Origin of the sequence: Paraburkholderia sediminicola, assembly GCF_046027355.1 — a bacterium.
GTDB classification, from domain to species: Bacteria; Pseudomonadota; Gammaproteobacteria; order Burkholderiales; family Burkholderiaceae; genus Paraburkholderia; species Paraburkholderia sediminicola_B.
In genome coordinates, this window is record NZ_JAQQEK010000020.1 from 38,443 (window position 1) to 51,870 (window position 13,428).

The window sequence follows — 13,428 nt, forward strand, 5'->3', positions numbered from 1 at the left end:
CGCCCGCGCCCCTCCTAAGCTGCCTCTCAACACGAAACCAGCTTCGGAGACAGCATTATGAGTGGACCCCTTCAGGGTATCCGCGTCATCGAGATCGGAACCCTCATCGCCGCGCCGTTTGCCGCGCGCCTCATGGCCGAGTTCGGCGCCGACGTCATCAAGATCGAAGCGCCCGAGACCGGCGATCCCCTTCGTAAATGGCGCAAGCTGCATGAGGGCACCTCGCTCTGGTGGTATCTGCAGTCGCGCAACAAGAAGTCCATCTGCGTGAATCTGAAGTCGGCGGACGGTGTCGAGATCGTCAAGCGGCTCGCGGCCGACGCCGATGTCGTGATCGAAAACCTCCGTCCTGGCGCGCTCGAAAAGCTCGGCCTCGGCTGGGACGTGCTGCACGCCATCAATCCGAAACTGACGATGGTCCGCATTTCCGGCTACGGCCAGAGCGGCCCGTATCGCGATCGCCCGGGCTTCGGCGCGATCGGCGAAGCGATGGGCGGCATCCGCTACACGACCGGCGACGTGGACGGCGCGCCGGCGCGCGTCGGCGTGAGTCTCGGCGATTCGCTTGCTTCACTGCATGGTGTGATCGGCGCGCTGATGTCGCTGCTGCGCGTGAAGACGGGGCAGGGCGAAGGCCAGGTGGTCGATGTCTCGCTGGTCGAGAGCGTGTTCAATCTGATGGAAAGCCTCGTGCCCGAATACGATCTGCTCGGCCACGTGCGCGAGCGCAGCGGCGGCGCATTGCCGGGCATCGCGCCGTCGAATACGTATCGCACGGAAGACGAAGGCTTCGTCGTGATCGCCGGCAACAGCGACCCGATTTTCAAACGTCTCATGCAGGTGATCGGCCGCCCCGATCTCGCCGACGACCCCGCCTTGGCGCGTAACGACGGCCGCGTTCAACACTGCGCGATGCTCGATCAGGCGATCACCGCATGGACCTCGCACCACTCCACCGACGACGTGCTGGCCGCGCTCGAACGTGCTGAAGTGCCGTCGGGGCGCATCTATTCGGTGGCCGACATCGTCGCCGATCCGCATTACCAGGCGCGGGACATGTTGTTGAACGCGCAACTGCCGGGCGGCGCGTCGGTGAAGATGCCGGGGATCGTGCCGAAGCTCTCGGACACGCCGGGCGAAGTGCGCTGGCAAGGGCCGGCGCTCGGCGAGCATACCGGCAGCGTGCTCAGCGAGCTCGGATTTGCCAACGAAGATATCGAGCGGCTGCGCCGCGAAGGAGCCGTGCAATGAATAACGCTCGTTTCGACAAACTGATCGTGCAGGAAGTGGCGCCGCGCGACGGCTTGCAGATCGAACCCACCTGGGTCGACACGCCCGACAAGATCGCGCTGATCAACGCGCTATCCACCGCGGGCTTCACGCGTATCGAGGCCGGCTCGTTCGTTTCGCCGAAAGCCATTCCGGCATTACGTGACGGCGAGGCTGTGTTCCAGCAGATCGAGCGGCAACCAGGCGTGATCTACGTCGCGCTGATCCCGAATCTGAAGGGCGCCGAACGCGCGCTGGCTTCGCGTGCCGACGAACTAAATCTCGTGATGTCCGCGAGTCAGACCCACAACCGCGCCAACATGCGGATGAGCTGCGAGTCGTCGCTGGTGGCGTTCGGCGATATCGTGCGGCATGTGAAGGGCTCGGGCGTGCTGTTGAACGGATCGGTGGCGACTACATTCGGCTGCCCGTTCGAAGGCAAGATCGACGAAGACCGCGTGGTCAGCATTGTCGACACATATCGCGAGATGGGAATCGAGGGCGTCACGCTCGCCGACACGACCGGCATGGCGAACCCGCGCCAGGTGACCCGACTGGTCACGCGCGTGCTCGAACGACTGCCGGCCGCCGCGCTCACACTGCACTTTCACAACACGCGCGGGCTGGGTCTCGCGAATGTGCTGGCGGCATACGAAGCCGGTGCACGCCGCTTCGACGCCGCGTTGGGCGGCCTCGGCGGTTGTCCGTTCGCACCGGGTGCGTCCGGCAACATCTGCACGGAAGATCTCGTGAACATGTGCGATGAAATGGGCATTCCCACCGGGATCGATCTGGAAAAGCTGATCGCGTTGTCGCGCGGCTTGCCCGCCTTGCTCGGCCACGACGTGCCGGGGCAGTTGGCGAAGGCGGGCCGTAACTGCGACCTGCATCCCGTACCCGAATACGTTCTACAAATCTGACATTTCCCTAATGGATTAAACGACCGGACGGCCTCGCCGAATCCGGCATTGGAGACGAACATGAGTGACCTGGGCGCAGTCGCAACCGGCAACCGCGAGCACTTTGCGAATGATGCTTCGGCCATCATCCGCAAAGTGGCGTGGCGGTTGATGCCGTTGATCATGATCTGCTATCTGTTTGCGTTCTTCGACCGCATCAACATCAGCTTCGCGAAGTTCCAGTTGCAGAGCGACCTCGGCTTGTCCGATACCGCATACGGTCTGGGTGCGAGCCTGTTCGTGATCGGCTACGTGCTGTTCGAAGTCCCAAGCAATCTGTTTCTGTACAAGGTCGGCGCTCGGCGCTGGATTGCGCGGATCATGATCTCGTGGGGACTGGCGACGGCCGCCATGGTGTTCGTCAGCAACGAATGGCAGTTCTACGGGCTGCGTTTCATCATCGGCGCAATGGAAGCGGGCTTCGCGCCGGGCGTGCTGTACTACCTGACGCTGTGGTTTCCGCCGAGCTATCGCGGGCGTATCACGTCGATGCTGTTTCTGGCATCCGCGTTTTCCGGTTTGGTCGGCGCGCCGCTCGCGGGACTCGTGATTGGACACATGAACGGCGTGCTCGGCATGCCGGGCTGGCACTGGCTGTTTCTGCTCGGCGGGCTGCCGTGCATCGTGCTCGGCTATCTGGTGTTGAAACTGCTGAAGGATCGTATCGAAGACGCGGGTTGGCTGTCGCCCGCTGAAAAGTCCTTTCTGTCCGGGCAGATTGCGCAGCAAAGCCGTCATCCGGACACCGGACATTCGTTGATGGGGGCCATCAGAACGCCGGGCTTTCTCACGCTGGGGCTGGTGTATTTCCTGATTCAGGTGGCGTCGTATGGGTTGAATTTCTGGGCGCCGCATCTGATTCACGTGGCGGGCACAAACAATCCGACGGTGATCGGTTTGTTGACGGCTGTGCCTTATATTGCCGGCGCAATCTGCATGGTGGTGGTCGGGCGCTTGTCCGATGCGAGCGGCGAACGGCGCAAGTTCGTGTTCGGCTTGCTCGTGATGTCGGCGATCGGCTTCTTTGCCGCGGGGTTCTTCGACAAGCAGACGGCGTTGCTGGTCGTCGCGCTGGCTGTGATGGGCGCGGGCGTGGTTGCTTCGATTCCGGCGTTCTGGGCGTTACCGCCGAAGCTCGTCACGGGCGCCGGCGCGGCCGGTGGGATCGCCTTGATCAATACGCTCGGTCAACTCGGCGGGATTGTGAGCCCGATCATGGTGGGGCGCGTGCGAGACTTGACCGGCAGCACGACGCCGGCCTTGTACGTGATCGGCGCGATGAGCCTGGTGTGCGCACTGATCGTGTTGTACGGATTGCCTGACTCGTTGCGACGCAAGGAAGCTGCTCGGTAAAGGATGACCTGACGCGTCCGGTCAGCCTCTGCCATGCAACGCCGCGATTTCCTGCAGGTCCAGATCGTGTTCGAGAACGGTCAGCAGTTCATCGTGAAGCAAGCCCGTTCGGTGCAGCTGCAATAGCTCGACGCGTGCCGCCGAAACGGCGGCCAGTACCACGTCGTAGTGCGCGGCGCGTTCTTTCGCTGGAAAGGTGGCTTCTTCCTGATGGGCCTCGGTAATGCGCGCACGATAGCTGTACTGTTCCAGCAAGCGTGGATGAATCACGCTGCCATCCGGCCCATGCACGAGCGGATGGATGGCGGCGAGCTGCGCGGCTTCGAGCCGTGCCCACGCCTGCGGCTCGGTCAGATGCTGCGCGTTTCGTTCTGACGCGTGGTCCGGATTGATCCATCGAATCAGCGGTCCGATCGTCGTGCCTTGACCAAGCACCGTCACCAGAATCACGGCAAACGAGGCGACCAGGATCAGGTCGCGGCCGGGCATTTCCTCGGGCAAGGAGAGCGCGATAGCCAGCGTGACCACGCCACGCATGCCAGCCCAGCTCGTGACGGTGGCCGAGCGCCAGTCGGGCGTGCCGCCCGCGCGGCGCGCCAATTTGCATACCAGCGCCTTCAACCATTCCATCGCGAAGACCCACACGAAACGCGACAGCACGACCACCGCGAGCACCGCGCCGACGGCTGGGGCGAACGCGGTCAACGCGTCGCCGACGCCGCCCAGCCGCACGATCACGCCGCGCAGCGACAGTCCGATCAGTATGAACACCAGCGCTTCCATCAGGAAGATCACGACTTGCCAGAAGGCCGTGCCGCGCATGCGTACCGCCGCCGAGAAGATTTCATGCTGATGCCAGCCGAGCACCATCCCGCAACTCACGGTCGCGATCACGCCCGACACGTCCAGCGTGTCGCCGACGATGTAGCTGATCCAACTGGACAGTGTGGCTGCGGTGATGATGAGGTAGGCGTCGTCGAGATAACGCAGCAGCTTGACGACCACGAAGCCGATCGCCACGCCCACCGCCACGCCGCCCAAGGCGAGCACGGCGAAGCGTCCGATCGCATGCTGCGCGCTGAAGGTGCCGGTTAGCGCGGCTGCGACGGCGAAGCGGAACAGCACGAGGCCGGCGGCGTCGTTGAGGAGGCTCTCGCCTTCGAGCAGAACCATCAGCCGGCGCGGTAGCGCGACACGTTCGAGCACCGCCTTGGCGGCGACGGCGTCGGGCGGCGAGACGATCGCACCCAACGCAAAGCACGCGCCCCACGGCAGGGCGGGCGCGACCCAATGCACGACCACCCCGACCGTGAGCGTGGTGAACGCGACGGCACCGATCGCAAGCAGCAGGATGCCGCCGAGATTGCCCTTGAACTCGTCCCAGACGGAGAAGTACGCGCCGTCCATGAGGAGCGGCGGCAGGAACACGATCAGGACCAGTTCGGGATCGAGATTGAAGCGTGGCAGACCGGGCACGAAGGCCATCGCGGCGCCGCCGACCAGCAGCGCGGCGGCTGGCGGCAGACGCAGCCGCTTGGCGAGCAGTTCGAGACCGATGATCGCGACGAGCGACAGCAGGACGACTTTGAAGCCCATGACGGACGACATGTTCGGCCTCGGTAAGTGGCTGGGGAATTACTTTTTATCACATGGCGGGCGGGGTGCCTGTGGTTGCGCCGAGACAGGATAGGGCTTTAGCGTCAATCACTTGGGTGGGCTGTGCGCAGGTTGTCCACAGGCTTGCGAACAATTTGTGGGGATAAGTTTGGGGGGGGGCTGGAGGCCGGGACGTGACGACAGCCGATTTTACTTTTTGCTCAGACGGTCCGCGTTCGGACTGAGCGCCTGTGAGAATTTCTTCATTTGCGCCGCCCGTTGTCCTCGTGACGACGGGGTGATAGCCGACAAACGTCTACATCGTTTCCTACATACTGAGTGGTCGGCGGTAAGGCGTTATTTGTGCAAAATGAAGGTAATTGTAATTTTAGGAGTTGTCGGATAGTCGGGATGCAATGCTCCTTATAGGGTGCTTGGGCTTCAAACAAGTACAACCAATAAGGATGCCTATGAAAAGCAACAAAATCACTGAGGGGCCAGCGGGCGTGGTGGCTCGCCTGCTGGTCGCATTCATGCTGCTCGTGGTGGCGTTTGGCGCGAACGCGGCTGATTGCAATGCGGTGTGGGCGGCCACCGGCGCAAAACCAGGCTCGCCCACCTGTCGCTGGGATGCCTATGCCGGCGTACCAGGCGGCATGCAGTACTACAACTGCGTTAGCTTGCCGCTCATCGACGCGTGGTGTGCAACACCGCCTGCTGACCAGCCGGAGGCCAGCTGTCCGGTTGCTGACCCGGTTCTCCCCGGCAACGGAACCGTCACGTTGACCGAGGCTGACTTTGTCAGCGGCGACGACATTCCGATGCAGTTCACGCGAACCTACCGATCGAAGTCGTTGGGTACGACCGCTACCGGGATGGGACCGGTCTGGTTTCATAACTGGCAACGCAATCTGGGCCTGACAAACGCTAACAGCGGTAGCGCATCCAAGGTGTTTGCCTATCGCGGGAACGGCGATCCCATCACATTCAACTGGTCAGCGGGCACGTGGCGTTCTGCAGGTGGCAGTGGGCTCGCGTTGAGCCAATCCGGTTCTGGATGGACGCTCGTCGATCTCAAGACAGATACTGTCGAGTCGTATTCGACGCAGGGTGTACTGCTTTCGGAGAGCACGAAGACTGGATTTGTCCGTACGTTGACCTATGACGGCTCGGGGCTGCTGACGACGATCACGCAGCATGCAGCAGGGACGGATGCGAACAAGGACATTACCCTCCGTCTCGACTATGACGACAAACGCCGTCTGTCACGCGTGAATGACCCGTTGGGTCGGATGACGCAATACGGGTACGACGCGAACGGTAATCTGATTTCAGTTACCTGGCCTGATGGCTATGCCCACCGCTATGTCTACGACGATGTGCGTTTCAAGAATGCGCTGACCGGCGAGATCGATGAAGTTGGCAACCGCATTGCAACGTGGAGCTACGATGCTCAAGGTCGCGCAACGACGGCTAGCCACCCTGATTCGTCTCGCAATGCGCAGTTCAATTACGGGCCTGGGAGCACCTCCATCACCGACAACAAGCGCACTACGACGCTGAATTTCTCTTCCGTCGGCGGAATGCTGCGGCCCACTTCGAGCAGTTCTGCTGATGGTGCCAACAGTCTGACGTGGGATGCGTCCGGCAATTTGCTGAAAGACACTGGTGCAAGCGGCAATACCGAATATGGCTACGACGACGTGGGGCGACCCGTTCGGATAACAGTCAATAGCGCGTCCGGCGCGTCGATTACCACGATCCGATACGCCGACGCGACTAGCTTGCATCCGCTGATCGTAGCGTCGCCGGGTGTGATTCAGTCCTTCGTCTACGACGCTCAGGGCAATACGACCGGTATGAGCGAAACGCCCACTACGGACAGCACGGGGGCAAGCGGGTTTGAGGCGGCAAAGTCGGACGGCACAACCCGTGCATACGGCATGGTGTACGACGCATTTAATCGGCTTACTTTCGTGCAGATGTATGAAGGCGAAGCGTTGGTGGGGCAGTGGAAGGTTGCGCGCGACTCTACCGGCAATGTTTATGCAATCGTACTTCAACAGCAGTTTCCGCAAGCGACGGAAATGGCGTCTCGCGACGCCGCTCACCGAGTTGAATTTGGGTTTAACCCGACCGGCGATTTCAACCTGCACTATGATCGACGCGGTCGTATTGACAACTTCAAATTTAATGAATACGCGAGCCCTGTAAACGGCGGTGTAAGACGCGTTTTCAAGGTCAAGTTTGGCTATTCGCCGAACGGCGAGGTCGTTTCACGTACGGGCACTGTCGCGAAGAATGGCAGCATTCTTGACATGGGTGACGGTACGGATGTCCCGATCTCCAGCCATGAGATTGACGAGTGGATCGACAACTATAACTTCGGTGAAGCCCCTGTAGGACCACCAGCCAATCTTCAGGGCGCGAGCCGGTTGCTCGGCGATAACTTCCTGGGCACGTCGACCGTATGCAGCGGTTGCCATTTTTCCGCTGGTCTTCCGGACGGCATACTGCGCAGCATCGTGTTTGTCTGGCGGCTGATTCAGTATCCGGCAGTCCGCTATGGCATTGGACAGGGCGCAAGAAAGGCTGCAGAAACAATCGAGCGTATCAAGGAGCAATGCAAGCCAGTTGTTAAGGATACGTCGGAGATAAACTTCGGACGGAATGAAAATCAGCTCAACCATACGTTCCGTCACCTTGATGAAGACGGTATCGCGCATCAACCGGTCATTGACGCAATTCGCCAAGATTTGGCCGAGACTAGTGGTGCTAAATTGGCGGTCGGCGACGGAGAGTCCTTTTATGTCACTGTCAATGGCAGGCTGATCGAATATTCGTCGAATCGATTGTCGCCAACTGAGATTAGAGTTGGGTCCATTCGGCCGCAGAAACCGTGATCCTGCCCACTATGGAAGAAAATATGCAACGGTCTTTAGCAAGCCACGAACGTCGGCTACTGGAATTTCTTCTTACCGTGAACGAGTCTTTTTACGGCGCCTACGTTTCAAGGTGGGAGGCCCAGGTTAAAACCTGCACGGTTCATGAAGTCAATGTGCCGTACTGCCTTGCCATCAGTCATGATGAAACTAGATTGCCGAATGGTGGCTACACCACGCTCGCGCGTGATTTGATCGCCATTGACGAAGGCGTTCCGGTGCTCATCTATGCTTATGCGGTGGAGACGCAGTCGGGCTACGTCATCGACTCTTTTTCCATTGACCGTCTTGACGGGGAACCGCTTACCGCCTATCCGGAGCCTGGCGACAGCCTCATGATCATGGAGGCGGGCAAGCGCATAGGCGGGGCAGATTTGCGACACGTGTTCAAGGAGTCGGATCTGCCTCCGCACCGTAAGCTTCCCTGAGCGCTAGCACCGGATCGTGCGGGGAAGCGCCTAAGGCTTACGGACACAAGTCACTGTCTTTAAAGGTTCGGGCCAGCACTTCGGTTCCTCGGGTACGACGGCGCTGGCTCCGCAACGGACGGCTCTCCACGCAGGAAGAAGGCTCCATCGTTTGTCTGGCTTGGCATCTCGGTCCTTTTCGTCTGGCGCGAAGATTCGTGAAATTCTGATACCGCGCACGCGCTTCACGTGGTGCTAGAAATTCTAGGATCGCACGCCTCGGGTCGCATGCCACCGTAACGAGTTTCTCACGCATCCGCTCACAAAGTCCCGACCCCTGCTCACGCATCACCCGCAAGCCAATACTCCCATCACATCAACCACTTGCCTAGGATGTGCGAACGTTGTCCACAGGCTTGCCAACATTTTAGGTGGACAAGTTTTGCCTTCGACGTGCATGGACAATCCACGCCGAAGCCGAAGGCAAACACCACTTAGGTGCCTTAACTCAACTCAACTCAAGTCTTCAACGGCGACGCAGCCACCGCTTCCCGCGACTGCACCTGCAACACCGCATCGCGCTTATCGAGCAGATGCTGCCGAAGAATCGCACTCAGCTTCTTACCGTCCCGCGCTTCAAGCGCCTTCAGCATCTCGTCGTGATCGTGAATCGCGCTGTCCCACTTAGGGATCTGGAAATTCGACCGAAACCTGAGCGCCTGCAATCGCCGATTCACCGCGACATAAGTCTGCCGCAGTGCTGAATTCCTGGCGGCCTCATTGATCTTGTCGTGAATCGCCTGATTGCGGCTGTAATACCCCGCCAGATCGTTCTGCGTACGACACGCGAGCATCGCGTAATGCAGCGCCTTGATTTCGGCGAGTTCGGCAGCGGTCATCCGTTCCGCCGCCAACTCGCCGGAAAAAGCCTCGAGACCACTCATCAGTTCGAAGGTCTCACGCAACTCAGCCTCCGACATTTTCGACACCGACGCGCCGCGATTCGGCGAAATCTCGATCAGCCCTTCGGCGGCCAACACCTTCAGCGCCTCGCGTAGCGGCGTGCGCGAAATGCCGAGCGTTTCGCACAGTTCGCGCTCGTTCAGTTTCTTGCCCGGCTCGAGCACGCCTTCAACGATGAAGCGCCGAATGTGCTCCACCACCGTGTCATGCAAGCGCTGCCGCTCGACCTTCGGCATCAGCGGGGAAGTGGCGACGCCCGCCTCGAAATCCGAATTTTGCATACAAAAGCCCTCAACATCTCATTAGCTCGGATTTTATAGGAAGCTGAAAGATTAGTTAATAGCGCGGGTAAACACCGGTGCCGACACACAATTTTCGCCTTGGGAGCGCCGCCGTTCGTCTGATATAGTTTTTTGAATGCAAAATTCAATCGGAGAAGCCCAATGCTCAAGCTAGACTTTCACCCCGCTGGCCGTCACTTTTTGCAGATCCCGGGTCCGAGCCCGGTGCCCGACCGTATCCTCCGGGCGATGAGCTACCCGACCATCGACCATCGCGGTCCTGAGTTCGGCGAACTCGGTCTGAAGGTGCTCGACGGCATCAAGAAAATCTTCAAGACGCAGCAACCCGTGGTCATTTACCCGGCCTCGGGCACGGGCGCCTGGGAAGCGGCGCTCTCGAACACATTGAGCCCCGGCGACCACGTGCTGATGTTCGAAACCGGCCACTTCGCCACGCTGTGGAAAAAGATGGCGGAAAGCCTCGGGCTGAAGCCGGAGTTCCTCGGCCTGCCGGGCATTGAAGGCTGGCGTCGCGGCGTGCAGCCGCAAATGATCGAGGAGCGTCTGCGCGCCGACACGCAGCACGCGATCAAGGCGGTGTGCGTGGTGCACAACGAAACGTCCACGGGCGTGACCTCCGATATCGCCGCCGTGCGCCGCGCAATCGACGCAGCGGGTCATCCGGCCTTGCTGCTGGTCGACACGATCTCGGGCCTCGCCTGCGCCGACTACCGTCACGACGAATGGGGCGTCGACGTCACCGTCTCGGGCTCGCAAAAAGGTTTGATGCTGCCGCCGGGCATCAGCTTCAACGCGATCTCGCCGAAAGCGATCGCCGCCAGCAAGCAGGCAAAACTGCCGCGCAGCTTCTGGGACTGGACCGACATCGTCGAGATGAACAAGACCGGTTACTGGCCGTACACGCCGAACACGAACCTGCTTTACGGACTCAACGAAGCGCTGGACATGATTCTCGGCGAAGGGCTCGACAACGTGTTCGCCCGTCATGAACGTCTCGCCGAAGCGACTCGCCGCGCGGTCCGTGCGTGGGGGCTCGAAATTCAGTGTGCGGATCCGTCGGTGTACAGCCCGGTGCTTACGGGCGTGATGATGCCCGACGGCATCGATGCCGATGCGGTGCGCAAGCTCATCTACGAACGCTTCGACATGTCGCTTGGCACGGGCCTCGGCAAGATGAAAGGCCGCATGTTCCGCATCGGCCATCTGGGCGACTGCAACGACCTGATGCTGCTGGCCACGCTGGCCGGCTGCGAAATGGGTCTGCGGCTCGCGGGCGTGCCGCTCAAGGAAAGCGGCATGCCTGCCGCTATGGAGTGGTTGAGCCAGCCGACCAAAGCCTCGGGCCTGAAAGCCGCAGCCTGAAGGCACGAGGAGCCACCAACGGCTCGCAAAAAAGGGACTTCCCTGACGAAAGAAGCCGCGCACAGAACGCGGCCCGAACAAAACTGCGATGGTCCCGCGGCGTGAGCCGCGGCCGGGCAACGACGCAGCGCGCCATCTCGGGCCCGCCGTCGACACATGCAATGGAGAGAGACGATGAAGCGGTTTCGTGTGACCAGTGCGACCAGTATCGTTCTAGTGATGCTATGCATCATGTACTTCATCACCTACCTCGACCGCGTCAACGTCAGCACCGCGGCTGCGGGTTTCGGCAAGGAATTCCATCTCTCGCATACGGAAGTCGGCCTGGTGTTCTCGGCCTTCGCGTATCCGTATCTGATCTTTCAGATTATCGGCGGATGGGTGAGTGATCGCTTCGGCGCGAAACGCACGCTGATTTTTTGCGGCGCAATCTGGGGCGTCGCGACTTTGCTGACAGGTTTTGCCGGCGGCCTGGTTTCGCTGCTGGCCGCGCGCGTGCTGCTTGGCTTCGGCGAGGGCGCAACGTTTCCCGCCGCCACTTCCGCGATGGCGCGCTGGGTCGCCAAGGAAAAGCGCGGCTTCGCGCAGGGCATCACGCATGCGGCATCGCGGATCGGCAACGCGGTGGCGCCCGGCTTGATCGTGCTCGTAATGGCGACTTGGGGCTGGCGCGAATCGTTCTATATCTGCGGCGTGTTCAGCTTGTTGTGGGTCGCCGTGTGGGCCATCGCCTTCACCGAACATCCGAAAGATCATCCGCGTATCACGAGCGACGAACTCGCCGTGCTCCCCGCGCCGAAGCCGAAAGCCGCCGGCGTGCCGTGGGGCAAACTGTTTCGCCGTATGTGGCCGGTCACGATCGTGTACTTCTGCTACGGCTGGACGCTCTGGCTGTTCCTGAGCTGGATTCCGCAATACTTTCTGCACAGCTATCACCTGCAACTTCAGAAGTCGGCGATCTTCGCTTCGGTGGTGTTCTTCGCCGGCGTGATCGGCGACACGCTCGGCGGCATCGTGACCGACTGGATCTTCACGCGCACCGGCAGCCTGAAGCGCGCACGCAGCTGGATGGTGTCGGTGTGCATGTTCTTCTGCCTGCTCTCGCTGATTCCGCTGATGTTCACGCACAGCCTGTATCTGTCGATGGCGTGTCTCGCGTCCGGCTTCTTCTTTGCCGAAATGACGATCGGTCCGATGTGGGCGATTCCGATGGACATCGCGCCGGAATACTCGGGCACGGCGAGCGGCATGATGAACACCGGCTCGGCTCTGGCCGCGATCATCTCGCCGGTGGTCGGCGGTTTCCTGATCGACTACTTCGGGAGCTGGGAATTGCCGTTCGTCGGCAGCATGCTGTTGATGGCGATCGGCGTGGTGCTCGCGTTCCGCATGCAGCCGGAAAGCAAGTTCGCGCTCAATGCAGCCGACAAGGCGCACGTTCCCACCGGCATGGGCGTTTGAGCGCACTCCACCTTCCCTCTCTCTTCGCCTTTCACGACATGACCACAGCACTTAGCCGGCTTCTCGCCGACGCACGCCGCAATCACGCCACGCTCGACACGTTGCCGCCGGAGCAAACACCCGGCGACGCCGCCGCGGCCTACGCGATCCAGCACGAAATCCTGGACGCATGCGGCGCGCGGATCGCCGGTTGGAAAATCGGCGCGAAGTCTGAAAGCGGCCCGATCCAGGGCGCGCCGTTGCCGGACGCCGACTTGCATGCCGACGGTGCGCGTTTGCCGCGCGAAGTTTTCGCGCCGTTGGGTCTCGAACTGGAAATCGCGTTTCGCTTCGGACGCCGCTTCGACGTTTCCACCGCGCCGTATAGCGAGGCTGAAGTGCAGGCGGGCATCGGTTCGATCGGCGCGACCATCGAAATCGTGGCGAGTCGCTACGCCGAATGGCCCGCTGTCGACAAGCTCGCCCAGCTCGCGGATTTGCAGAACCACGGCGCGCTGATCGTGAGCGAATTCACGCCGTATCGCGAGGACTTTCCGTTCGTGGCGCCGTCGCTGCATTTCAATTTCGACGGAAACGATGTGGTTAAAGCAACGCCGGCCAATCCGGCCGGCGATCCGCGACGCCTGCTGACGTGGCTCGTCAATCACGCGACGTCGCGCGGCATTGCCGTGACGCCGGAGATGGTCGTCACCGCCGGTTCATACACCGGCATGTTCTTTCCGCAGACGGCGGGCACGGCGAGCGGGCGCATTGAAGGACTCGCGCCGGTGAGCCTCACGCTGTACTAGCCGCTTCCCTGTTTTTGCCATAGGCC

10 protein-coding genes are annotated in these 13,428 nt (G+C 61.0%); 8 read left to right on the forward strand and 2 right to left on the reverse strand.

The window, feature by feature from the left end; genetic code table 11:
• The first annotated feature begins 57 nt into the window (after window positions 1–57).
• Genes PQR42_RS29040 through PQR42_RS29050 form a run of 3 tightly spaced genes read left to right on the forward strand, consistent with a single transcriptional unit; the run spans window position 58 to window position 3,581 of the window.
• Window positions 58–1,251: a CaiB/BaiF CoA transferase family protein gene (locus PQR42_RS29040; RefSeq protein WP_408389252.1), complete on the forward strand. Its 1,194-nt coding sequence runs from the start codon at window positions 58–60 to the stop codon at window positions 1,249–1,251.
• Window positions 1,248–2,189: a hydroxymethylglutaryl-CoA lyase gene (locus tag PQR42_RS29045; protein WP_408213519.1), complete on the forward strand. Its 942-nt coding sequence runs from the start codon at window positions 1,248–1,250 to the stop codon at window positions 2,187–2,189. The genes PQR42_RS29040 and PQR42_RS29045 overlap by 4 nt, the downstream gene beginning before the upstream one ends.
• A 60-nt stretch (window positions 2,190–2,249) precedes the next feature.
• The gene (locus PQR42_RS29050) at window positions 2,250–3,581 is read left to right on the forward strand and encodes an MFS transporter (RefSeq protein WP_408213517.1); all 1,332 of its coding nucleotides are present in this window, start codon (window positions 2,250–2,252) and stop codon (window positions 3,579–3,581) included.
• A 21-nt stretch (window positions 3,582–3,602) separates the two neighbouring features.
• On the opposite strand, the gene PQR42_RS29055 is transcribed toward PQR42_RS29050, so the two are convergent.
• On the reverse strand, window positions 3,603–5,189 hold the full coding sequence (locus PQR42_RS29055; protein ID WP_408389254.1) for a Na+/H+ antiporter: 1,587 nt from the start codon (window positions 5,187–5,189) through the stop codon (window positions 3,603–3,605).
• Window positions 5,190–5,647: 458 nt separating this feature from the next.
• Here PQR42_RS29055 and PQR42_RS29060 point away from each other — a divergent pair, with 458 nt between their 5' ends.
• The gene (locus tag PQR42_RS29060) at window positions 5,648–8,080 is read left to right on the forward strand and encodes a DUF6531 domain-containing protein (protein ID WP_408389256.1); all 2,433 of its coding nucleotides are present in this window, start codon (window positions 5,648–5,650) and stop codon (window positions 8,078–8,080) included.
• On the forward strand, window positions 8,077–8,547 hold the full coding sequence (locus tag PQR42_RS29065) for a hypothetical protein (RefSeq protein ID WP_408213509.1): 471 nt from the start codon (window positions 8,077–8,079) through the stop codon (window positions 8,545–8,547). The genes PQR42_RS29060 and PQR42_RS29065 overlap by 4 nt, the downstream gene beginning before the upstream one ends.
• Window positions 8,548–9,044: 497 nt before the next feature.
• On the opposite strand, the gene PQR42_RS29070 is transcribed toward PQR42_RS29065, so the two are convergent.
• Complete coding sequence (locus tag PQR42_RS29070; RefSeq protein WP_408177619.1) at window positions 9,045–9,770, reverse strand: GntR family transcriptional regulator; 726 nt, start codon at window positions 9,768–9,770, stop codon at window positions 9,045–9,047.
• A 162-nt stretch (window positions 9,771–9,932) separates the two neighbouring features.
• Between PQR42_RS29070 and PQR42_RS29075 the strand changes: the two genes are divergently transcribed.
• From PQR42_RS29075 to PQR42_RS29085, 3 genes are all read left to right on the forward strand, one after another.
• Window positions 9,933–11,153 carry a pyridoxal-phosphate-dependent aminotransferase family protein gene (locus PQR42_RS29075; protein ID WP_408213506.1) on the forward strand — a complete coding sequence of 407 codons (1,221 nt, stop codon included), beginning with the start codon at window positions 9,933–9,935 and terminating at the stop codon, window positions 11,151–11,153.
• 174 nt (window positions 11,154–11,327) lie between these two features.
• The gene (locus tag PQR42_RS29080; RefSeq protein ID WP_408389258.1) at window positions 11,328–12,614 is read left to right on the forward strand and encodes an MFS transporter; all 1,287 of its coding nucleotides are present in this window, start codon (window positions 11,328–11,330) and stop codon (window positions 12,612–12,614) included.
• Between the two features lie 38 nt (window positions 12,615–12,652).
• Complete coding sequence (locus PQR42_RS29085; RefSeq protein ID WP_408389260.1) at window positions 12,653–13,402, forward strand: 2-keto-4-pentenoate hydratase; 750 nt, start codon at window positions 12,653–12,655, stop codon at window positions 13,400–13,402.
• The last annotated feature ends 26 nt before the right edge of the window (window positions 13,403–13,428 follow it).

Bases quoted from the DNA above. Each gene is read 5' to 3' on its own strand.
- PQR42_RS29055 (WP_408389254.1), bottom strand. From the start codon at position 5,189: ATGTCGTCCGTCATGGGCTTCAAAGTCGTCCTGCTGTCGCTCGTCGCG.
- PQR42_RS29080 (WP_408389258.1), top strand. From the start codon at position 11,328: ATGAAGCGGTTTCGTGTGACCAGTGCGACCAGTATCGTTCTAGTGATG.
- PQR42_RS29050 (WP_408213517.1), top strand. From the start codon at position 2,250: ATGAGTGACCTGGGCGCAGTCGCAACCGGCAACCGCGAGCACTTTGCG.
- PQR42_RS29040 (WP_408389252.1), top strand. From the start codon at position 58: ATGAGTGGACCCCTTCAGGGTATCCGCGTCATCGAGATCGGAACCCTC.
- PQR42_RS29085 (WP_408389260.1), top strand. From the start codon at position 12,653: ATGACCACAGCACTTAGCCGGCTTCTCGCCGACGCACGCCGCAATCAC.
- PQR42_RS29075 (WP_408213506.1), top strand. From the start codon at position 9,933: ATGCTCAAGCTAGACTTTCACCCCGCTGGCCGTCACTTTTTGCAGATC.
- PQR42_RS29060 (WP_408389256.1), top strand. From the start codon at position 5,648: ATGAAAAGCAACAAAATCACTGAGGGGCCAGCGGGCGTGGTGGCTCGC.
- PQR42_RS29045 (WP_408213519.1), top strand. From the start codon at position 1,248: ATGAATAACGCTCGTTTCGACAAACTGATCGTGCAGGAAGTGGCGCCG.
- PQR42_RS29070 (WP_408177619.1), bottom strand. From the start codon at position 9,770: ATGCAAAATTCGGATTTCGAGGCGGGCGTCGCCACTTCCCCGCTGATG.